The following is a 20,016-nucleotide window of genomic DNA, read 5'->3' on the forward strand; positions in this document are numbered from 1 at the left end:
CCAAATTTTGAGATGGGAGTTTTACTGCCCGCAATAGTGAGATAACTCCTTTTCACTTTAAAATGAATCTCCCACTTCTATATTTCTATTGATTCTTCTTTTCATTCCCTTGCTGGTGGCCTCTATTCTCTTGTTGAGACCCCCTACCATTGTTTCCTTGCTCGTTTCCAACATTTTCTTTTTGGGACCCTCTTCCATTGTCACCTTGCTGATTCCCATTATTTCCTTGTTGAGATCCCCTACCATTGTCACCTTGTTGATTCCCATTATTTCCTTGGGATCCTCTTCCGTTGTTCTCTTGCTGGTACCCGTTATTTCCTTGGGACCCTCTTCCGTTGTTTCCTTGCTGATTCCCATTATTTCCTTGGGACCCTCTTCCGTTATTTCCTTGCTGATTCCCATTATTCCCTTGCGATCCTCTTCCATTGTTCTCTTGCTGGTGCCCATTATTCCCTTGGGATCCTCTTCCGTTGTTTCCTTGCTGATTTCCATTATTCCCTTGTTGGGATTCTCGACCGTTGTTTCCTTGCTGCTTCCCATTATTTCCTTGTTGGGATTCCCTACCGTTATTCTCCTGCTGATTCCCTCTATTTTCTTGCTGAGATCCTCTACCATTGTTTTCTTTTATTTGCTTCGTTGGCTGTTCCTCTATTTTCTTTTGTTCTTTATGCTCTGGCTTCTCATATTTTTTGTCTTTTACAGAAGACAAATCTGGCACTACATCAGGAGATGAATCCAGCTGCGATTGCCTCTCTTCTTCGTTTTCCACCGGATTAGACGGCGTGGCGGGCGGCGTAACCGATTTGTTCTTCTCATTCTCTTGCTTTATATAGACACCTGTGCCCATTCCAGCTTTTCTAGCATTCTCTCGTACTTGCATCGTGCTATTTTGATATTCGACTGTAATATGTTTTAGCTCATATTCTTTCTTTAATTCTTTCATTACCTTTTCCAACTTTGGTTCTAGCAACTTATCCTTTGCAATAGCGGTTAGCATAACTTGCTTATCATTCGTTAAATACTTATCCTCTTGACTCTGCTTTATAATGGTACGTATTACTTCTTGCAATTGTTTATTTTCCCATTGCTTTAATTCTTTTAAAATACGCCTTCCATCATCATTACAAGCTTGTAAATCTATAACGCGAAGATCCTTCGTTACGCTCACTTCTAAACTTGGATTTATATCAACTGAGACGTAAGCGAATACTTTTTCTTCCGGTTGGTTGTAGAAAAATAACAGCGCACATAGAAAACAAGCAACAAGTAATGATGCCGGCTTTAAGAAATAAGGGATTGAAAAACGCGATGCTTTTTGTTCTTGCTCATCAAATGAAATTTCCTCTCCAATCATGCAAGAATCCCCTTTTCTTTTACACGTAATAAACTCTCCATTTGGCGTTAAAACAACTACGCTATGTTTTTTTATATCCATCACAATTCCTTTATTCATCATGCTTCCCTCCCCTTATATAATCGAGAATGTATGTATAGTTGTTTGCGAAGATAATACACATTGCAATGATATATTTTCTATGCCGCTCCAACGTTTTACGACTTACCCTAACACGCGGTTCAATATGTTTAAGTGGTAACTTTTTCTTCCGGAACAGCTCCTCCATCATTTCCTCTTCTTGTATAATCATCTTTACAATTTCTATTAAGTGCTCACGCGTATCACGATGCTTAGGAGATTCTTTAGCAAGCTCTGAAAATGTGATTTTAAACTCAGCTAACACACTTTGAAAATGGAGAATTTCTTCCTTACGGTTACCATTCTCTATTTCTTTCATATACTCCGTAAGCGATACTTGCATTTCTAACATTTCCTCTTGCTCATCTTCTTTTAAAAAGACAAGGTTATGCTTAGACTCCTTGCGTATATAGTCAATTACATCTCTTTTTATAAGAAGATCAGCAAACGCTAGAAAAGATTTCCCTTTTTTATATGAATACTGTTCAATTGCTTCGTTAAACGCAAACAATCCAATACTATATTCATCATCCTGTTCTGTAATATATCGGCGGCAGACAGACGAGATTGATTTTCTAATAAACGGCTGATACTGTACGATAAAAGCTTCTTTATCTTCTTCGTTATTTTGTATGTTACATACGATATCTTCTATTTTCGGTTTTCTTAAGATTTTCATTACTAAACTCAACACGGGTAATCTCTCTCCCTCCTTCTGCTTGAAATAGAAAAATGGTCACTAAACAAGTGACCATTCAACCACAGTTTCTTTAGGCTTGTCTTCTTGTTGTTCATATTTTTCAAAGCCAACTTTTCTATCGTTCTTACAGTTAGGCTTACATTTTACTCTACTTTCTTATTTTCTTCCGCTTGTTTTGCTTGCCCTGTTTCTATTTTATCTGCAATCCTTGCATAACTCTTCTCTATATCATTGGTAATTTCACCCTTTTATTTCGGATGCCCCACTTAATCTAGTAATTTTATTAACACGTCAGTATTCTTTCATAATCAGTTTTCTTCTATTTATTTTCTTCACTATACATATTCGGAGGAATACAAAGTTTTATGGGGGTCAAAAAATATTTTTATAAAAAAATAGATATTTATTTCAAAAATAAAAACCATTGATTTGAAAAAGGACTAATCAAATTGATGGTTTTCTTATCATATCTATTAAATTAAGTTAGGCTCTCATTATGTATAAGAAAATCTGCTGTTCTCACTATTTCCTACCGCTTTTCTCCATCGTTATCTTTCTTGATTATCATAATATGTCTTATCTGCATACTTTTGATCATTTCCTTTTAGATACGCTAATATTACTTTTGGATTTTTAAGTAAGGCCCAGTCTCCATATGTATCAAATCTTCTGCATGAAGTTATCATGCCATTTTTAATGGTACCAAATTTCTTATTATTTCGTTTTCCCCATTCTTTTAAGCGTTTCGCGAAATCTGCATCTTCTGCCATAAGCATGTTTTCATTAAATCCGTTAATTGCCATAAAATCTTTTCTATAACACCAAAAAATCCCTACAGATATAGCTCCGTACTTAAAAAGTAAGGGAATTATAATTAGAATTGCAGAAAAGAATATTCCAAAAGATATTCTTTCGAATTTCCCATTCACCCCACCACCAATATATTTACCTGAAGATAAATATTTATCTACATTAGATAACAAAGACTCTGTCATTATCGTATCAGCATCTATAGTAACGATTATTTCTCCACTAGCTATTTCTGCCCCTGCATTTCGGATTTTAGATAAGTTTTTATCTTCATTTTTTAATGTAATACAATTATAAGATTTTGCTATTTCCTCTGTTTGATCTGTGCAACGATTTAAAACAACTATAACTTCCGTCTGCTCTTTATATGCCTCTGATGCCTTTGCAATTGAATCCAAACATTTTCTAATGTACTTTTCTTCATTATGTGCAGGGATTATAATAGAAAACTTCACATCTTTTTGTAAATCGCTTCCTGAAGATTCGTTTATTTCAGTCATGATATTCCCCCTTATTTTAGATAAATATATGTTATACATAACATATATTAAAATTGATTAAGTTTTATTATAAAAAGAGTACTTAAAACAATATAGACATATTATTTTAATTGTAATAGGGCTACTATTAAGCTAACAAAACAAAAATTGACGTTGTATGAGCTTAACTTGTTTGCGAAGTGTTGGTCCCCTATAAAAAAAACCACAGTTTACACCCAAACTGTAGTTTTTTGAAGTACAAGGAATTACATGAATCATAAGTCACTGTCTAAATTGTACTCCTCATTTATCAATATCTGTATCTAGTCTTCAACTTCGTAACAGAGCTAAGTTTAATTTCTTACAAAATGAAACCAAGGCAATTATTTAATATATGTATCCCCATGACATATGCAAGAGATCTGTTAGAAATAAGATAAGCTGCAGTAAGTATCACTGCACCAGGTAAATAAATAGCAATATCCGAAAGCTGGTTCGTATGCATAAATGTAAAAATTATAATCGAAATGGTAGATGCAATAGCAGTACCAATATAATGTGAAAAACGATTTAATATTATATAACGAAATATAATTTCTTCAAGTATTGGACCGAGAATACCAAATACAAGCAATGTAAATATAAGAGGTATCTTCGCGCCCGTTTCAAGGAGCTGTTCTTGGTTCTCTGGCTGACCAGTTGCTAGAAAACGTATAACAATCTGTTCTACAATTACAGTAAATAAAACCACCATAGGAATACTTACTATTTTCAAAATTGTCTTCTCTTTAAAATAAGTAAAACTTTCAATAATTTCTTTCCTAAAGAAAATTATTCCTACAATAGCAGGTACAGTCAAACCGATGGCACTAAGAACAAATTCTGATTCAACTAAGTTGCTGTTAGTTAAAAGGGATATGCCAAATAATATGAACAAGCCAATTTGAAGTAGTGCAAACAGTATATAAACTATTAGCATAATAAGTTCTTTTGTATTCGTTTTTATAAAGCTCACTTTATTACCCCCATAATGAAATTACTTAGAATCTTTGATTTTTCTTTCTGCATAACGTTCTCTTTCTAAATATACTTATATAAATTCCAGACCGGACGGTTCGGTCTGGAAACTAATGATACTATAAGTTTCTAGTTTTTTAAACCCCCTTTATAAATTATTTACAAAATCAAAACGGTACAAAGCAAATAAATTTATATTTCAGCTTCTGATTTACAATCAAATTCCAGTACTCATTCATTATTAACAATTAATCTTTTATAGTATGAAGTGATACGGCTTTTAACCGCAAGATCTCCTAATTAAACGAAGTGAAAATGAGAGTAGTTCAAACATTTTAGCTAAACATATTAATTAAAATTATATATAATACTCATATGTCGATACGGTAAAATTAGTTGCATGATATGACTGAATTAACCAACTGGTCATATTGTTTTTGACAGAAAATTCATTCGAATAGTATGGATAATACAGTTTGAGGTTTCCATCCGATAGGAATTGATAAGATATTTTTTGTTCCAAACTTATTTCTACTTACAAAAAAATCAAGAAAATAGAGGGTAAACATTACCTAGAATATTAGGATCGTTTTCATTAGGAGGACAAAGCATGACTAAAGTTGATAAGGTAAAAGAAAAAATTATTGAAACATCTTTATATTTATTTAATACTAATGGGATAACTCGCACATCCATTCAGGATATAATGACAGCTACTGAACTACCGAAAGGATCTATTTATCGTAGATTCAAAAATAAAGAAGAAATTGTTCTTGCTGCCTACGACAAAAGTGGTGAGATTATGTGGAGTCATTTTCATAAAGCAATGGAAAATAAAAAAACAGCAATCGATAAAATCCTTGCAATTTTCCTTGTATATCAAGATGCAGCTAATAATCCTCCTATTGCTGGAGGCTGTCCATTACTTAATAGCGCCATTGAAAGTACTGGAGTATTTCCAGAATTACAAAAAGCAGCAGCAAAAGGCTATGATGATACAGTAATGTTAATGGCTTCTCTCATAAAAGAAGGCATAGAGAAACAAGAACTTAAAGAAGAGATAGACATTATATCGCTCGCTTCTTTCCTTGCCTCTTCAATGGAGGGCGCTATTATGGCAAGTCGTGTATCTAACGATAATATACACCATCATTATTTTATTGAACAAATAAAACATCATCTTTTCTCTTATTCTAAATAAGTAAGAACTTGCATTTCCTTTTTATAGACTTAAATTGAATACCCTTCCCATAAAAAGTATTTACTGTTTATGAGAAGGGTATTAGTTTTTTTGACGTTGTATATTATACATACTACCAATCTCTTTTTCACATACCTCTTCTTTTTACTTTAAAAAATATCCACTTTGGTTTCTCCATTTAAAGCATTACCTATCTCCTTTTCCCTATAGATGGACAAAATATTGGGCACTAAATGAACTTTCCCAGAAGTAAAGTTCTAAAAGTAACCTATCCATAAAGCTACTAAAACTACTACTAACAAAGCAAAACAAAATGTGATATTTCGAATCCACTTTTGTATATCATGAAAATACTTTTCTATAAATGCGGTATAAGTAGAAAGCATAAGAAATAGCACAATGAAAGTAAAGGATCCCAATTTATCGTTAAATTTTTCATTAGTAAATGTGCTTACATGGAGGAAAAGAAAAACAAATGTTACTATGGATAGCTCAAATAATCTTTTTTTATTCACTCCGCCACCACCTTACAATAATTACCTTTCATTCCAGTTTATCAGAACATAATGTGTAGTAGTATATGAATATTATACTCACGTCAAAAAGGCCAACAATTCAAGATTGTTAGCCTCCATATTCCATAATCGTGCATTTTAAAATACTACAAACGACTGGATTCTTCAACTTACACTATATTCTCCTTTAATTACAAAAAACGAACCCCGAATTGTTCCAGCTAATTTAGACTTCTGCCTAGCAAACTTAAATTTCTCTGCCAATTCTGTTGGTACCTCCATTCCATCAGAAAGCTTAAATCCAACAGCCCTCTTCTTCGGGTTATCCAATGTATACATGACGTTAATCACAAGACCATCTTCATAAAAGACGTATGCAAACTTAATATTTTCCACTTGAAAATACGATGTTTCTAAAGGTTTCGCCGCAAATTCAATATCACGTTCTTCCTTCAAAATGCGGTTCACATAATCAAGAGTCTTCTGGCTTGCACTAGCTGGTACAACTATAAATTCATGCTTGTATTTATTCATAAAGTAACGGGCTTCATGAGCACGTAAACCAGCTAGCGCTTCTACTATAGGTGAAGACTCTAAACCAACTGTAGTTACATTTTTAAAATCAACGATACAGGACAATTTCATCTCTCCTTTTAACGATTTACTTCCTAACAACCGGAATCCACATTTCACCAAACACTAAACCGTTTCTTTTCCCCATCTCAACCATTGTATTTGGTCCACCAACATAAGCAAAATCTGTTGCTTCTCGTAAAGCCTGACCGAAGGCGATACCAGTAAGCTTATTACTTAGCTCTTCAGCTGTCTTATCTTCCCCTTTTACTACTAAGTATTCTCCCTTAGGAAACTGGATCACTCTAGATTCTTCTTCTATTTGTGCTTCTGTCATAACACCCGCATAATACATCATCTTGTTATTCACAGCTTCGCTCACAGAAAAAATGTAATCATTTGTAGCTAGAGCTTTTAAAGTATCCAGCCTTCCATCTTCTTTAACAGCCGACCAAAAGTCTTCCTTTTCTTTTGTTATTCCAACAAAATCTGTATATTCACTCTTAATTTCAGTTCCAATACCTAACACAATAAAGCTATCTTTTTCTTCAATCGTATAATTTTTCATATTCAAAACCTTCCTTCTTTTAAAATGAATCAAATGATTTATCTTTTCATCTGATGAGTTTATAATAACTTTAAATCATGTCAAAAAATGATACTGTTTAGGAGAACCAAATGAAAAAAGTTGAACGGATTAATACAATTATGCGGTATATCAACAACCGCTCCCACTTTACAATTTCAGAAATCATACGAGAATTTAACATATCACGATCAACAGCTATTAGGGACATTAGAGAAATAGAAGCTATGGGCATGCCACTTGTTGCTGAAGTTGGGAGGACTGGGGGATATTTTGTTATGCATAACTCTATCCTGCCCGTTGTTCGCTTTACTGATAACGAAGTGAAAGCTCTTTTTATTGCCTTTATGGCTACAAGAAATCAACAACTTCCCTATTTAAAAAGTCGTCAATCTTTAGCCGAAAAACTGTTAGGACTCATCTCAGAAACCCAGCAAGATGATATCGTTCTTTTAAATCAACTCTTGCTGTTTGAAGGGACCAACCCTCATAATCCTGATTTACTTGAGCTTTCTGACCTCCCTCACCCTATGTTAGAAAAACTCATCCAAATCCTTCTTTTGGATAGACATTTATTGATTTCCATTAAAGAAGAGAAAGAAATCAAGTCTTATTCCATTTATCTATTACACCTGTATCAAGAAAAAAGTCAATGGATCATTGAAGGGTTTGACTTAAAAGAAGAAAAGAAGAGAATGTTTCCTGTCGATCATCTCATCCATATCGAACCATACACGACGAAAAAAAAGCTAAATAAGAAAAAGATTTTAGAAAAACTAAGTAAGAAGGATGAAGTGATTAACCTTATACTTGAACTTGGTCCAAAAGCAATTGCCCAGTTCAAAAAATACCACCCTTTCAAAATTTCAATATCTTATACAAATCCTTACCAATCCACAGCCATTTTAAAAACATTTATCGATGTTCACAATTCTGATGAAGTGACAGAGATGACAAATTGGCTGCTTTTCTTAGGGGATGATATTACAATTAGGGAAATGCCTGAAGAAATACTAGAGAATTTACAAAAGCAATTGTGCTTTTACACTCCATAAGCAGTGAGCCATTGTCACTGGGTAGATATCCTTTTTTTAATATCATTTTATTTACTACAACGAGAGCACAACAAATAATAAAAGCACGGAAAATCTTCCCGTGCTTTTTCAAAGATATATATTATTTCGGAGGATTTGATTTACTTACCCTAACTGACGTTTAAATGCTTTACTAGCGAAAAAGTAAGAGATGATCATGATCCCTACGCACCAAGCGAGCGCAATCCAAATATCGTTTCCAACAGTTCCTTCATATAAAAGAACACGAATCGCATTCACGATTGAAGTTACAGGCTGGTTTTCAGCAAATGCACGAACAATTTTCGGCATCGTTTCGGTAGGTACGAAGGCCGAACTAATAAATGGAAGAAAAACGAGTGGGTACGAATATGCTGTCGCCCCTTCCATAGACTTCGCTTTCAGCCCTGGAATGATAGCCAACCATGTTAGCGCTAACGTAAACATCCCTAGTATCCCAGCTACTCCAAGCCAATCTAGCATATTCGCACTGGAACGGAAACCCATTAAGAGCGCAACAAGAATAACAACTAAGATAGTAAGTACATTCGCAACAAGAGAGGTTAAAACGTGAGCCCACAATATCGATGAGCGCTTAATAGGCATCGTAATGAAACGTGCCATAAGCCCACTCTTTACATCCGTAAATAATCGTACAGAAGTGTAAGCGACACCAGATGCGATAGCCATTAGCAAAATTCCTGGCAATAAATAATTGACGTAGTTATCTGTTCCTGTTTGTATAGCCCCACCAAATACGTATACAAACAATAGCATCATCATAATCGGTGTAATCGCTACCGTAATAATTGTATCTGGACTACGCATAATATTGCGCATTAAGCGCCCAAGTAATACCCCTGTTTTGCTTTTCATTTACATCTCCTCCTTTTTGCCAATGATCGCAAGGAATATTTCTTCCAATGTAGGCTGCTTCTCGATATACTCCACTTTTGCTGGCGGGAACATCTCTTTCAGTTCAGTAAGAGTACCTGTCGTAATAATTTTTCCACCATGTAAAATAGCGATACGGTCAGCTAATTGTTCTGCTTCCTCTAAATACTGGGTTGTTAGTAAGATAGTTGTTCCTCCACCAGCAAGCTCTTTAACTGTATCCCACACTTCAATGCGCGCTTCAGGATCAAGCCCAGTCGTTGGTTCGTCAAGAAAAATAACTGCTGGCGCCCCGATCAAACTCATCGCGATATCAAGCCGGCGCTTCATCCCGCCTGAATACTGATCTGCCCTTTGGTTGGCCGCATCTGTCAGGCTAAATCTATCAAGCAAATCGTCAGCAACTTGAGCAGGATTGGAAACACCACGTAACTTGGCAATCATGATCAAGTTTTCCCTCCCGGTAAGCATGCCGTCTAAAGCTGCAAACTGTCCTGTCAAACTGATACTTTGACGAACATGATCTGGTTGGCGCTTAATATCAAATCCGCAAATACTTCCTTCACCGCCATCTTGTTTCAGTAGCGTCGAAAGGATGTTAACCGTTGTCGTCTTTCCAGCTCCATTTGAGCCTAGCAGCGCGAAAATTTCTCCACGCTGCACCTCAAAATCCACTCCCTTTAAGACTTCTTTATCTCTAAAAGCTTTTTTTAACCCTTTCACAGAAATCGCTGCATTACTCATACTTTTTCCCCCTTATAAAATTAAATTACCTGCACCCTCTATTTAGTACCACTGATAATCTGTATTACTTAGTAGCGGTTTAAAAATATAACTGAATAGCGATGGCGTTAGTTCACATTTATGACCAGCTAATCAGTCGGTATTACTTGTTGCATTTATTTTTTTCTCAATTTCTTCATAATACTTTCATTCAAATCTTCACGATATTTGGAGACATACGTTTTAGCGTTTGCCACTAGTTCGTCAGCAAAGGATGCCACATCTTCCCCAGTAATGTCTAGCACTTGTCTGCCTTCCGCTGCACCCGCTTCAAACAAATCGATTAATTCATACTGTATGTGTAACATATCCATCCCGTTACCCGCTGAGAAATTCCACATGTAGTTTTGAATTTTCTTAAATACAAATTGGTAGTCCTCTGGCAGAGCCTCAACTCGTGCCATCATCATTTTGTACTCTTTTTTATCACCAATTAACTTTTTGAACATTTCTAACATCTTATTTTCCTCCTTTTTATAAAGCAAAACAAGAAACTCTCCAAATATGAGCCAGAACATTTTATATTATGAAGCTAGTTGGACTTCAAGACGTTAATTTTTGACGATACAAAATCCCATTTTCTCCAAAATAATTCAAGCTCCTGACGACCAGCTTCATTTAATGAATAAAACTTACGAGGCGGCCCCATATCTGATGGTTTCTTTTCAATATTCACAAGCTTTTTCTTCTCTAATCGTACGAGGATGGTATAGACCGTTCCTTCCACCACTTCGGTAAACCCAAGATCATTCAGGTGGCGAGTAATCTCATAACCATACGTTTCACGGCGACTAATGATTTCCAGCACACACCCTTCCAGTGAACCTTTCAACATTTCAGTTAAATTTTCCATGTTCTGATCCTCCTTTACCCCCTATTCTGTCTGACTTATATTCAGTATTACAGAGTACTAAGGCGAATTTTTACTGAATAGCTTTTGAGTAAAACTACACTATTCAGTATTACTTATTACAACTACATTGTATGACTAAGTAGCGGTACATGTCAACTGATTTTCAAATTTCTTCTAAAATCCGCTATTACCTATTATTTAGTGAAAAGTTTTTTAAGAAACAACACTACTCAGTATCACCTATTACAACTACATTGTATGACTGAGTAGTTGTAAATGTCAACTCGATTTTTATATTTTTCTAAAATCAACTACTACCCACCCCGCTAAGAAAAGAAAATACCCCAAAACAATAATTCTATATTTTTGTTTTGGGGCGCTATAAGCTAGCTCTTCTTCTGAATAAGACCAATCATCCTCTTGTTACGATAACATCATATCCATATCTTCTGCTGCAGTTGTAATTAATTTCAAACCGAATGTTTCTTGTAATACATCGAGCACGCCAGCTGAAATAAATTCAGGTGCCTTTGGACCGATGCGAATATCTTGAATTCCAAGACTAAATAGCCCAAGCAAAATAGCAACCGCTTTTTGTTCAAACCAAGATAAGACAATGCTTACTGGCAATTCATTCACTTCGCATTGGAAAGCATCAGCTAAAGCAGCCGCTATTTTCACTGTAGAAATGGAATTATTACATTGTCCTAAGTCGATGTAGCGCGGAATCTCGGTACCAGGTACAACGCCGTAATCCACATCATTGAAGCGGAACTTTCCGCAAGAAGTCGTTAAAATCACTGTTTCAGGCGGAAGTGACGTTGCTAATTCATGATAATATTCCCCGCCTTTTCCTGGTGCATCACAACCTGCGATGACAAAGAAACGCTTAATCTTTCCTTCTTTTACTGCCTCAATAATTTCTGGAGCTAATGATAAGACTGTATTATGATGAAACCCTGTTACTAACTGTTCATCCGACTCCATATGTACTTCTGGAAGTTCTAGCGCTTTTTGAATCAATGGTGCAAAATTATCATTTTCAATTTTTTGTACACCCTCTAAGCCGGCAATATCATATGAAAAGAATCGATCAGAGTATGATCCTTTAATTGGCATAACACAGTTCGTTGTCGCTAATATGGCACCTGTAAATTTTTCAAAAAGGCGTCTTTGATCATACCATGCCTTACCGATGTTTCCTTTTAAATGTTTATATTTTTTCAGCTGCGGATATCCGTGTGCTGGTAACATTTCCGAATGCGTATAAATATTAATTTCTTTTCCTTCTGTTTGTTTTAATAATTCTTCTAACGCAAATAAATTATGGCCTGTAACTACAATAGCTTTACCTTCTACACGGTTTTGTGTAATTTGAACAGGCTCTGGGACACCAAAATGATTCGTATGTGCCTCATCTAGCAACTCCATTACCCGTAAAGCTGATTTCCCAACTTTCATAGCCATATCAACATGTTCTTGTTCATTAAAGTTAGAATTGGTTAATGTCATATACAATGCTTCTTGCGTTGTAGCATCTACAAAAGCATCCGTATACCCTAGCTGAGCAGCATGTGTGCGATAAGCTGCAATTCCTTTTAACCCAAACACAATCGTATCTTGTAAACTCGCAATCGTTTCATTCTTGCCACAAACACCCATTACTTTACATCCGCCTGTTGGGGTTTGCTCACATTGATAACAAAACATATCATCCCACCCTCTCCCAATCATTAATTACACCCTAAGCATAATATCCATTGAAAAAAAGTGATGTGATATCAATCACAATAATATATAAGAATTTGTGACAGTTCATATTGTTGACATAATATTTTTACTATATCCTGGCATTCATACTTGCACATGATTTATTTGCATCATATATCGGTGCACTTTTAAGGAATACAAATATCATATCCACCTAACATTTCACAAAATTTTCCTTACTGATGGTACAATTAAAGTTATGGAGGGATAATATGATGGTTTACTACGGAACACTGTTTCTTATACTCGGTATTGCAGTATTTCTGTTTATTATGGCTGGGTCACGAAAAATTAGAAATAAAAATCTTTCATTCGTATTGATCGCTTTAGGGATAAATATACTTGTAAGCCCAATGGCACTTTTTATAGGTGGGATGGCGACGGATTCTCCATATAGTACTGCACTTGATTTTTGGAAAGGATTTTTCTTTATTCAAGGAATACCTCTTTTCTTACTACTTATAGCTTTCGTTTGGTGGCTTATTCGCCCGCCAAAAGTAATAGCTCCAACGAGTATTGAAAAAGACCTTGAACAAAATAGTAAAAGCACTAAGAAAAAAAGAACACGAGGTCGTCCAATTACTGCCTTACGTATTGTAATTCCAATTATTTTAGTAGTAGGCTGTTTGTCTTACATTTTGTATTTACAGGACATTACACTTAAAAAAAGTCATTCTCCAAATAATAAAAATACGATTAAAGTAGTGAAAATAGATTCAGACTCTTCTCATGGTTCCTCTCCCGTCAGAATTAAATACGGCTTATGGGAACATTTTGACATAAGTATTGCAAATGAGGGAGAACGTCTCGATTCCTCAAACGTTTTCGTAGATTGGAAAAACGATTATGAAGCAACGATAACACTGCGAGGCAAAGAATCCGTACCTGAAGTTGTGGAATTTAATGTATCAAATAAATCTAATGGTCCTGTTTTTAAGAAGGTACAAAAAGTGGTCAGTTCCTTTACCTTTCAAAAAAGTGAATCTCCAAATTTAATAAATATTATCGAGCTTAGAGAAACAATAAAATCAAAAGGACCAAGTCCCAGTTCAACTGTAAGAATCTATTATGGGAAAAGAGGTAGCATTTTAGAAAAATATAAAGAGGTCACTCTTAAGGAAATGTATACGACAGATAACTTTAATATCAATTGGAGAAACGATGAACAAGTACAGGTAGAAGTATTAGAGGAAAATGTAGTAACAGCTACCATCGTGATTGATTTGTCAAAATGAATTTATTTTTCACATGTTATAACTGTGTTCTATCCGGCACACGAGAGATACATAGCATTTATAAATGAATAGATTTACAGACATGATGAACCGCCCCTTTCTTTACAATACATTTACATTACCTTAACATTGTTTACATTATTTATATGATATATTTATATAGAATCTACTTAATAAATTTCATGTACATTGTTATCTTTATAATCTCTGATTTAATTGGTAAGAGATTATGTTATATTTTTTATACCAGGGGTGAATGAGGATGACTGAAACTTTAAAAACACTTATTATGCTTGATGCTACTTACGTTGTTATCGCAATTATGACGGTACTGGTATTTGTATACTTGGAATTAAAATCTCAGTAACGTATGCGGACTTCGCATTTAAATATAGTTAGAAGAAAGCGAGGAGAAAATTATTTCTCCTCTCTTTTGTATTTCTACAATTTCTTATTTTAATAAATCTAATGTATGTAAAAGTAATCCCCTGTCCCCTACTTCTCCATGACCAGGTACTACCAAATTTATATTTCTATATCGCTTCAGCACATTCTCAATTGATGTGGACCATTCATTTACGTACGCATCCGCAACGTTTCCTAAATCTTTGGCATCTGCAGATTTTACTAAACAACCTCCAGCTAAAATGTTATATTGCGGTAACCACACGACGATATTATCTTCTGTATGTCCCTTCCCTGGATAAAATGTTTCTACTTTCATATTTCCAAACTTCAAATTCGTAATGGTTTGTAAGTCTCCAAGTGGTTCTTCATATCCATTTTTCTTTGCTAGTTCCGCAGTCAATGCTGTACTATGCGCTTTAATGCCTCTTTCTTTCAATGTTTTCATTCCACCAATTCGATCAGCGTGTGCATGTGTAATAATGACATCTGTTACGCGCTTCTTAAATTTCTTTTCTACTCCTAATGTCAAAATCTTAGTTCCTATCATTATAATTGGACACGTTATAATCGCTGCTTATGTAAACACACGTATGGTGCATTGAAAAAAGATCACCCACATGGATGATCTTTTTATAATTTATCAACATATTGCTTCGCTTCTAGTAAAGAAAAGCCAAAAGCTTCTCTTACTCTCTTAACTGCTGTAACTGTTTTTCCTTCTTCCATAAGCTGACGCAACTCTTTATTAATCTCAGGTTCTCTATCTATAATTTCCATTTCTTTCGTAATTAGCTGTAATCTATCTTCCATTCGCTTTAAACGCACATCCGTTTTCTTTTCAATTTTGTTTAACTTTTCAACGATATAAATAAACCCAAAGATCGCTATCGGTATGATCATCCAAAACTCCATGAATATCCCTCCTCATTAGCTTTCATTTGTTTTATTTCACTAACTTATGTAAATTTTACCATTAAACACATTTAATGTATAATAGTAATATACAACACTGTTGATAAACCTTTTATTTCAGGGGGACACTTTATAAAAAGATTTTTTAAGACGTTACTACAATTTGTAGTTCTTTCAATTACACTACATGTATTATTTGATATCGTTGGCTGGCTTGTTTTCAATGCGCCAATTCAAAACAAAGTAAGCATTATTTCCTTACTAACAGCCACATGGCTTATGTACATGTACCGAGACAAATTTTTTAAAGCATTCACTTCGAATTAACTAAAAAAACTTCATCGATAAAAGATGAAGTTTTTTCTTTTCTATCATTCTCTCTATTAAATACCATATAATAGAACTAATATTCTGTCTCTTATAAGAAAGGAGTCACTATGAACTTAAAAAGTAACAATATATACGAGAAAATGAACCAATATTCCGTTGCATGTTTAAGTCTTGCCGTTATACGCAACAGCAAACTAGACGAAGCGATTGCTTTCGGAACACTTGAATCCGGAACAACTAGAACGGTAACTACGAATTCTATATTCAATTCTTGCTCAATTAGTAAATTCATCACTACAATGCTCGTAATGACATTGTCAGATCAAGAAATCGTGCATTTAGATGCAGACATAAATGATAGATTCACATCTTGGAACATACCTAACAATCTACTTACCTCACAGAAAAAAGTCACATTGCGAAACTTATTAAGTCATCAATCTGGAATTATTGATCCCCCTAATAGTTTTGAACATTATACACTTGCACATGGGCAACCAAATATGTCTGAACTCCTTGCCGGTAAAACACCATATTGCCCAGTACCGATAGAAGTAACTTATAAACCAGAAAGCGAATTTCACTACTCGGATGCAAACTTTTGTATAATCGAAATACTACTTGAAGATATAACTGGAAAGCCATTCAACCTTTTACTAGAAGAATATATATTTCAACCACTGCAAATGAAGAATAGTACAATCTTCTCTCCTGAAGACATAGATAAAACCGATGCTTTTGCTTGCGGACATAATAAAGATGGCACCGTTACAAATGAGAAGTATCCATTTTATCCATTCGCAGCTGCTTCAGGTATTTGGACAACACCAACTGACTTATCAACTTTAGTAATTGAAATCATTCATTCCTTACAAGGAAAAGGCAAACTAAAACTTTCTCAAAAAACAGTTCAAGATATGATTTCTCCTCAAGGTTGCTCAAAATGGACTGGACTGGGTGTTTTTCTAGATGATTCGAATGAAGACTTACAAATTTATTCACTCGGATGGGGCGTTGGATTTCAATGTATGATGATATGCTATCCATACCGAGGTAATGGCGCTATTATAATGACGAACGCTGACTTAGGTGTTCATCAAATGGAAGGGATTATTGGTGACGTTTTAAAAACGTTATCCTTATAATGAAAAGAAAGAAGCTGTTCCTTTCAGCTTCTTTCTTATATAACATTTTTCGCAACAATTTTTATCTGTTCCGGTGCGATAATCTCCGTTATACTTTCTTGGAAATCTTCCCGCAACATTTCTTCAATATGTTCTAGCTGCACTTCAACATGTGTGCATTCTAAATTATGTATATTTAATAATGCATAATGATCTTTTTTCTTTATTACTAAATATTGATTTTCTTCTGTTACAAGTACAGAACCTAATCGTACTCCTAGTAGGCGTTGATCATCAAACTTCACAATCGCTTCCCCTTTCTACTTTAAAAATGTAAAGGCTATAAAAACCCAATTAAAGGAAATAATTCCTATATAGACTATATCACACTTTAGTAAAATATAAATATCATATTTCCTTTTACTAAAAACCCTTATTCTTTTATATATTTCGATACAAAAAACTTTCTCAACATAAAATTAGAATTTTCAGTTTTTATTCTTTTGAAAGTCTATTATAATAAAGTTAATAAATGTTTGACCTCTCCTAATTCATGTACATATGGATGATCAGTAGTCGCTGCTACTGATCTATTTTTTTGATTTCAGAAAGTAAATACGCCGCATCCTTTCCTACACCACAAATAAGTGCAGAACCCCTTTGAGATTGCCATGGCAAGCCGATATAATATAATCCTCTTACTGGACTTATTCCCTTTATATGATTAGGCAATCCATTCTCATTTACCGCCTTTTCTATTTCAATCCAATTATAATTCTGAATAAAACCTGTTGACCATATAATACTCCCTGCACTATACGTGCTACCATTTTGAAACATAATGCTATCTTCTGATGCACCCACCACTTTTCCCTCTAGTTTAATTGCTCCACTACGAATAAGTTCCTTACCTTCAAATCCAAAAATGGGATCCTTTCTTTTCTGAAACCATTTTCCCCTCTTTGTATTTACTTCAGCGTACAATAAACCCAATTTGTCTAACCAATTGAAAATACTTTTTCTAAAAAGATGTAATGGTAAAAACGTTAAAGGATGACTAATAGACATTGTAACTTCATGAGTCTTTGCAAATTCTACTGCAATTTGCATACCTGAATTCCCGCCACCTACTACTAGTACTTTCCCCTGTGGAATTTGCGATGGTGATTTATATTGTGATGAATGTATTTGAAAAACATGTGATGATAGATTTGCTGAAACTGAGGGAATAAACGGTTGCTGAAAACCACCTGTTGCAATAATAACTTTTTTCGTTTGTAAAATTTCTGTAGGGGTATGTAATTCGAATATATCTCTTTCTTTCTTTATTTTAAAAACTTTAGTTTGCAATTGGATCGGTAATTGAAAATGTCTTGCATATTCTTCTAAATATGTTGCAATTTCATCTTTATATGGAAATTCATTTTTTTCATCTATTAACGCCATACCTGGTAAACTACTGTAAGACCGCGGAGTAAAAAGCTGTAAAGAATCATATCGATTTCTCCATGAATCACCAACTCGGTTTCCTGCCTCAAGTAATAAAAAATTATATCCTTCTTGCTTCAAGTAATATCCCATTGTTAATCCAGCTTGCCCCGCCCCAATAATAATTAGGTCTTTCATTCTAACCCCTCCTCTTCTTAAACATATGAATAATTGTTCATATATTCATATGTTTCCATAATCATAACATTTTATTTTTATATAATTCAATATGTACTCAAAATAAAAAAGAGGAGTTTACCATAAAGTAAACGCCTCTTTATTCTACCTTACCAGTTCTTAATGCCTGAGCCCAATCATGCCTTTCATGTTGAGCAGCTAACCGAGCAGCTTCTTCCCAATTATACGGAACTGAAATTTGTTCAATTATCCATTCTCCCAAAACCTCTTCTATCACTACATATTTTGCATGCGGAGTTCCTGATTCCATTTTATGCATAACAGGTAACTCATCTTTGTATGCTGGAAGTCCTACACTCCCCGGATTTATAACGATTTTTTCGTTTGCTAAATACACAACTCTAGGAATGTGCGTATGACCGCATACTATTATTTTTTGCTCAATATTTTGGAGTTGATCCATTATATTTTTTTCATTCTTTAATATCGCACCATTCTCGTCCATCTCCTCTAGTAAATACACCTCATCTGAAGTTGGTGTACCATGACAGCATAACATATCGTCTACAATAAATTGTGCAGAATGTTGTTTTAACCAATCTATATGATTTTTTGTTAATTGATTTTGTACAAAAGTTAGTGTAGCAGACTGCTGTTGTATAGGTTCCCAGAGCATGCGGTCACAATTGCCCTTAATATGTATCATCTCGTTATTCATTAATAATTCAATTGTCCCTAAAGGATCTAACGGCCCATACACACTATCTCCTAAATTTATTATCATTTCGACCTTGCGACGTTCCAAATCTTTTAATACTGCTTGTAAAGCGTGACTATTTCCATGAACATCTGAAATGATTGCTATTTTCATCTAAACCCCCACTTTACTATATTATTTATAAACATCTGCCGCCAATTCTCTCAAAACTTCCACGTTTACTACTTCAAAACAACCATCATTCTTCTTTATTATCTCTTTATCACAAAAAATATTTAATGTGCGCAATAAATGCCGATAACTTGTCCCTAACAATTCCGCTGTTTCCGTTAAATTCCCACTAAATACAATTCGATTCCCATGCTGCACAGCTCGTTCTCCCGCTGCTAACATGTAACTCGCAAGTCTGTTTTCAAGTGGATATAGTAAATTAATTGTACTATTTTTTGAAAGTCGGTTTAATTTATGAGCTAACGATTCACAAATACATCGTAAAAATTTCGCATCATGAAATAGTTGATTTCTCACTTTTCCTAAAGGCACACCAACACAATATGAATCTGCCATTACTTGTACGTTTGAAGCCGTCTTTTGAGAATGAATTAACTCCACATCTCCTAACAGCTGCAAACTATCATAAAAGCATAATAATACAGATTTCCCGTTACTTAATGTATTAAACGCTTTCGCTTTTCCTTCAACGAAGAAAAACAAATAATCTATCTCTTCATTTTCTCTACAAATAAACTCATTCTTTTTAAAAAATATAAGTTCCATATACGGTTTCATATCATTACTAAAAAAGGAGTCAATGTTATTTTGTTTCATATACTCTGCTAATTTAATTGAATTACATATTTTCTTCATAGTCCCCCACCTTTACAACTCATCCCCATTGTAATCAAAATTTTCTTCCTCCACTATGACATATGTCA

At 34.5% G+C, this 20,016-nt stretch carries 22 protein-coding genes and 2 pseudogenes; 6 read left to right on the plus strand and 18 right to left on the minus strand.

Annotated elements, in window-relative coordinates:
* Nucleotides 1-85: 85 nt before the first annotated feature.
* The 4 genes from rsgI to RCJ96_RS18210 form a co-directional block, all read right to left on the minus strand.
* Nucleotides 86-1,456, minus strand: coding sequence for an anti-sigma-I factor RsgI (gene rsgI / locus RCJ96_RS18195; protein ID WP_316152020.1), 1,371 nt, complete (start codon nucleotides 1,454-1,456; stop codon nucleotides 86-88).
* Nucleotides 1,446-2,168: an RNA polymerase sigma factor SigI gene (sigI, locus tag RCJ96_RS18200; protein ID WP_316152018.1), complete on the minus strand. Its 723-nt coding sequence runs from the start codon at nucleotides 2,166-2,168 to the stop codon at nucleotides 1,446-1,448. Before sigI ends, rsgI begins: the two co-directional genes overlap by 11 nt.
* A gap of 554 nt (nucleotides 2,169-2,722) precedes the next feature.
* Nucleotides 2,723-3,484: a glycosyltransferase gene (locus tag RCJ96_RS18205; protein ID WP_316152017.1), complete on the minus strand. Its 762-nt coding sequence runs from the start codon at nucleotides 3,482-3,484 to the stop codon at nucleotides 2,723-2,725.
* Between the two features lie 340 nt (nucleotides 3,485-3,824).
* Nucleotides 3,825-4,478 carry a CPBP family intramembrane glutamic endopeptidase gene (locus tag RCJ96_RS18210; RefSeq protein WP_416503860.1) on the minus strand — a complete coding sequence of 218 codons (654 nt, stop codon included), beginning with the start codon at nucleotides 4,476-4,478 and terminating at the stop codon, nucleotides 3,825-3,827.
* Between the two features lie 612 nt (nucleotides 4,479-5,090).
* Here RCJ96_RS18210 and RCJ96_RS18215 point away from each other — a divergent pair.
* On the plus strand, nucleotides 5,091-5,681 hold the full coding sequence (locus RCJ96_RS18215) for a TetR/AcrR family transcriptional regulator (RefSeq protein WP_046947115.1): 591 nt from the start codon (nucleotides 5,091-5,093) through the stop codon (nucleotides 5,679-5,681).
* Between the two features lie 257 nt (nucleotides 5,682-5,938).
* Here RCJ96_RS18215 and RCJ96_RS18220 read toward each other — a convergent pair whose 3' ends face one another.
* From RCJ96_RS18220 to RCJ96_RS18230, 3 genes are all read right to left on the minus strand, one after another.
* Nucleotides 5,939-6,196: a DUF3963 domain-containing protein gene (locus tag RCJ96_RS18220; protein WP_001036219.1), complete on the minus strand. Its 258-nt coding sequence runs from the start codon at nucleotides 6,194-6,196 to the stop codon at nucleotides 5,939-5,941.
* 165 nt (nucleotides 6,197-6,361) lie between these two features.
* Nucleotides 6,362-6,841 carry a hypothetical protein gene (locus RCJ96_RS18225; RefSeq protein ID WP_025991629.1) on the minus strand — a complete coding sequence of 160 codons (480 nt, stop codon included), beginning with the start codon at nucleotides 6,839-6,841 and terminating at the stop codon, nucleotides 6,362-6,364.
* A gap of 16 nt (nucleotides 6,842-6,857) precedes the next feature.
* A complete protein-coding gene (locus RCJ96_RS18230) occupies nucleotides 6,858-7,337 on the minus strand; it encodes a GyrI-like domain-containing protein (RefSeq protein ID WP_316152009.1) in 480 nt (159 codons plus the stop codon).
* A gap of 110 nt (nucleotides 7,338-7,447) precedes the next feature.
* Between RCJ96_RS18230 and RCJ96_RS18235 the strand changes: the two genes are divergently transcribed.
* The gene (locus tag RCJ96_RS18235; protein ID WP_074606754.1) at nucleotides 7,448-8,410 is read left to right on the plus strand and encodes a helix-turn-helix transcriptional regulator; all 963 of its coding nucleotides are present in this window, start codon (nucleotides 7,448-7,450) and stop codon (nucleotides 8,408-8,410) included.
* A 144-nt stretch (nucleotides 8,411-8,554) separates the two neighbouring features.
* Here RCJ96_RS18235 and RCJ96_RS18240 read toward each other — a convergent pair whose 3' ends face one another.
* The 5 genes from RCJ96_RS18240 to hcp form a co-directional block, all read right to left on the minus strand.
* Entirely contained in the window at nucleotides 8,555-9,304 is a 750-nt protein-coding gene (locus tag RCJ96_RS18240) for an ABC transporter permease (protein WP_098946532.1), read from the minus strand.
* The gene (locus tag RCJ96_RS18245; RefSeq protein WP_257810052.1) at nucleotides 9,305-10,066 is read right to left on the minus strand and encodes an ABC transporter ATP-binding protein; all 762 of its coding nucleotides are present in this window, start codon (nucleotides 10,064-10,066) and stop codon (nucleotides 9,305-9,307) included. It abuts the gene before it with no gap.
* A 155-nt stretch (nucleotides 10,067-10,221) separates the two neighbouring features.
* On the minus strand, nucleotides 10,222-10,563 hold the full coding sequence (locus RCJ96_RS18250; protein WP_001969217.1) for a DUF1048 domain-containing protein: 342 nt from the start codon (nucleotides 10,561-10,563) through the stop codon (nucleotides 10,222-10,224).
* A gap of 74 nt (nucleotides 10,564-10,637) precedes the next feature.
* Nucleotides 10,638-10,958, minus strand: a complete 321-nt coding sequence (locus RCJ96_RS18255; protein ID WP_000429484.1) for a PadR family transcriptional regulator — start codon at nucleotides 10,956-10,958, stop codon at nucleotides 10,638-10,640.
* A gap of 423 nt (nucleotides 10,959-11,381) precedes the next feature.
* The gene (hcp, locus tag RCJ96_RS18260; protein WP_316151992.1) at nucleotides 11,382-12,668 is read right to left on the minus strand and encodes a hydroxylamine reductase; all 1,287 of its coding nucleotides are present in this window, start codon (nucleotides 12,666-12,668) and stop codon (nucleotides 11,382-11,384) included.
* A gap of 242 nt (nucleotides 12,669-12,910) precedes the next feature.
* On the opposite strand from hcp, the gene RCJ96_RS18265 reads away from it, so the two are divergent.
* Nucleotides 12,911-13,963, plus strand: a complete 1,053-nt coding sequence (locus tag RCJ96_RS18265) for a hypothetical protein (RefSeq protein ID WP_316151989.1) — start codon at nucleotides 12,911-12,913, stop codon at nucleotides 13,961-13,963.
* Between the two features lie 451 nt (nucleotides 13,964-14,414).
* Here the strand turns inward: RCJ96_RS18265 and bla are convergent.
* Nucleotides 14,415-14,891 (minus strand): annotated as a pseudogene (gene bla, locus RCJ96_RS18270) (subclass B1 metallo-beta-lactamase); the annotation flags it as partial.
* Here bla and RCJ96_RS18275 point away from each other — a divergent pair.
* Nucleotides 14,881-14,973: pseudogene (locus RCJ96_RS18275) on the plus strand (DUF3784 domain-containing protein); the annotation flags it as partial. The pseudogenes bla and RCJ96_RS18275 sit on opposite strands and share 11 nt — an antisense overlap.
* Before the next feature lie 28 nt (nucleotides 14,974-15,001).
* Here RCJ96_RS18275 and RCJ96_RS18280 read toward each other — a convergent pair.
* Nucleotides 15,002-15,283: a hypothetical protein gene (locus RCJ96_RS18280; protein WP_074606762.1), complete on the minus strand. Its 282-nt coding sequence runs from the start codon at nucleotides 15,281-15,283 to the stop codon at nucleotides 15,002-15,004.
* Nucleotides 15,284-15,415: 132 nt separating this feature from the next.
* Here RCJ96_RS18280 and RCJ96_RS18285 point away from each other — a divergent pair, with 132 nt between their 5' ends.
* Together RCJ96_RS18285 and RCJ96_RS18290 are read left to right on the plus strand one after the other, a co-directional pair.
* Complete coding sequence (locus RCJ96_RS18285) at nucleotides 15,416-15,610, plus strand: hypothetical protein (RefSeq protein WP_270794420.1); 195 nt, start codon at nucleotides 15,416-15,418, stop codon at nucleotides 15,608-15,610.
* Nucleotides 15,611-15,720: 110 nt separating this feature from the next.
* Complete coding sequence (locus RCJ96_RS18290; RefSeq protein WP_270794268.1) at nucleotides 15,721-16,758, plus strand: serine hydrolase domain-containing protein; 1,038 nt, start codon at nucleotides 15,721-15,723, stop codon at nucleotides 16,756-16,758.
* 35 nt (nucleotides 16,759-16,793) lie between these two features.
* Here RCJ96_RS18290 and RCJ96_RS18295 read toward each other — a convergent pair whose 3' ends face one another.
* The 4 genes from RCJ96_RS18295 to RCJ96_RS18310 all read right to left on the minus strand — a co-directional run bounded on the left by RCJ96_RS18295 (nucleotide 16,794) and on the right by RCJ96_RS18310 (nucleotide 19,948).
* Entirely contained in the window at nucleotides 16,794-17,042 is a 249-nt protein-coding gene (locus RCJ96_RS18295; protein ID WP_074606768.1) for a hypothetical protein, read from the minus strand.
* Nucleotides 17,043-17,319: 277 nt separating this feature from the next.
* Nucleotides 17,320-18,363, minus strand: a complete 1,044-nt coding sequence (locus tag RCJ96_RS18300; RefSeq protein WP_074606770.1) for a flavin-containing monooxygenase — start codon at nucleotides 18,361-18,363, stop codon at nucleotides 17,320-17,322.
* 139 nt (nucleotides 18,364-18,502) lie between these two features.
* Nucleotides 18,503-19,234, minus strand: a complete 732-nt coding sequence (locus RCJ96_RS18305; protein WP_316151983.1) for a metallophosphoesterase family protein — start codon at nucleotides 19,232-19,234, stop codon at nucleotides 18,503-18,505.
* A gap of 21 nt (nucleotides 19,235-19,255) precedes the next feature.
* Nucleotides 19,256-19,948: a cyclic nucleotide-binding domain-containing protein gene (locus RCJ96_RS18310; RefSeq protein ID WP_316151981.1), complete on the minus strand. Its 693-nt coding sequence runs from the start codon at nucleotides 19,946-19,948 to the stop codon at nucleotides 19,256-19,258.
* Between the last annotated feature and the right edge of the window lie 68 nt (nucleotides 19,949-20,016).

This window comes from Bacillus sp. BSL6 (genome assembly GCF_052928345.1).

Excerpts from the sequence above, each read along its gene's own strand:
- RCJ96_RS18310 (WP_316151981.1), bottom strand. The coding sequence starts at position 19,948 with ATGAAGAAAATATGTAATTCAATTAAATTAGCAGAGTATATGAAACAA.
- RCJ96_RS18230 (WP_316152009.1), bottom strand. The coding sequence starts at position 7,337 with ATGAAAAATTATACGATTGAAGAAAAAGATAGCTTTATTGTGTTAGGT.
- RCJ96_RS18305 (WP_316151983.1), bottom strand. The coding sequence starts at position 19,234 with ATGAAAATAGCAATCATTTCAGATGTTCATGGAAATAGTCACGCTTTA.
- RCJ96_RS18250 (WP_001969217.1), bottom strand. The coding sequence starts at position 10,563 with ATGTTAGAAATGTTCAAAAAGTTAATTGGTGATAAAAAAGAGTACAAA.
- rsgI (WP_316152020.1), bottom strand. The coding sequence starts at position 1,456 with ATGATGAATAAAGGAATTGTGATGGATATAAAAAAACATAGCGTAGTT.
- RCJ96_RS18265 (WP_316151989.1), top strand. The coding sequence starts at position 12,911 with ATGGTACAATTAAAGTTATGGAGGGATAATATGATGGTTTACTACGGA.
- hcp (WP_316151992.1), bottom strand. The coding sequence starts at position 12,668 with ATGTTTTGTTATCAATGTGAGCAAACCCCAACAGGCGGATGTAAAGTA.
- RCJ96_RS18255 (WP_000429484.1), bottom strand. The coding sequence starts at position 10,958 with ATGGAAAATTTAACTGAAATGTTGAAAGGTTCACTGGAAGGGTGTGTG.
- RCJ96_RS18245 (WP_257810052.1), bottom strand. The coding sequence starts at position 10,066 with ATGAGTAATGCAGCGATTTCTGTGAAAGGGTTAAAAAAAGCTTTTAGA.
- RCJ96_RS18235 (WP_074606754.1), top strand. The coding sequence starts at position 7,448 with ATGAAAAAAGTTGAACGGATTAATACAATTATGCGGTATATCAACAAC.
- RCJ96_RS18225 (WP_025991629.1), bottom strand. The coding sequence starts at position 6,841 with ATGAAATTGTCCTGTATCGTTGATTTTAAAAATGTAACTACAGTTGGT.
- RCJ96_RS18290 (WP_270794268.1), top strand. The coding sequence starts at position 15,721 with ATGAACTTAAAAAGTAACAATATATACGAGAAAATGAACCAATATTCC.
- RCJ96_RS18205 (WP_316152017.1), bottom strand. The coding sequence starts at position 3,484 with ATGACTGAAATAAACGAATCTTCAGGAAGCGATTTACAAAAAGATGTG.
- RCJ96_RS18215 (WP_046947115.1), top strand. The coding sequence starts at position 5,091 with ATGACTAAAGTTGATAAGGTAAAAGAAAAAATTATTGAAACATCTTTA.
- RCJ96_RS18300 (WP_074606770.1), bottom strand. The coding sequence starts at position 18,363 with ATGAAAGACCTAATTATTATTGGGGCGGGGCAAGCTGGATTAACAATG.
- RCJ96_RS18280 (WP_074606762.1), bottom strand. The coding sequence starts at position 15,283 with ATGGAGTTTTGGATGATCATACCGATAGCGATCTTTGGGTTTATTTAT.
- RCJ96_RS18240 (WP_098946532.1), bottom strand. The coding sequence starts at position 9,304 with ATGAAAAGCAAAACAGGGGTATTACTTGGGCGCTTAATGCGCAATATT.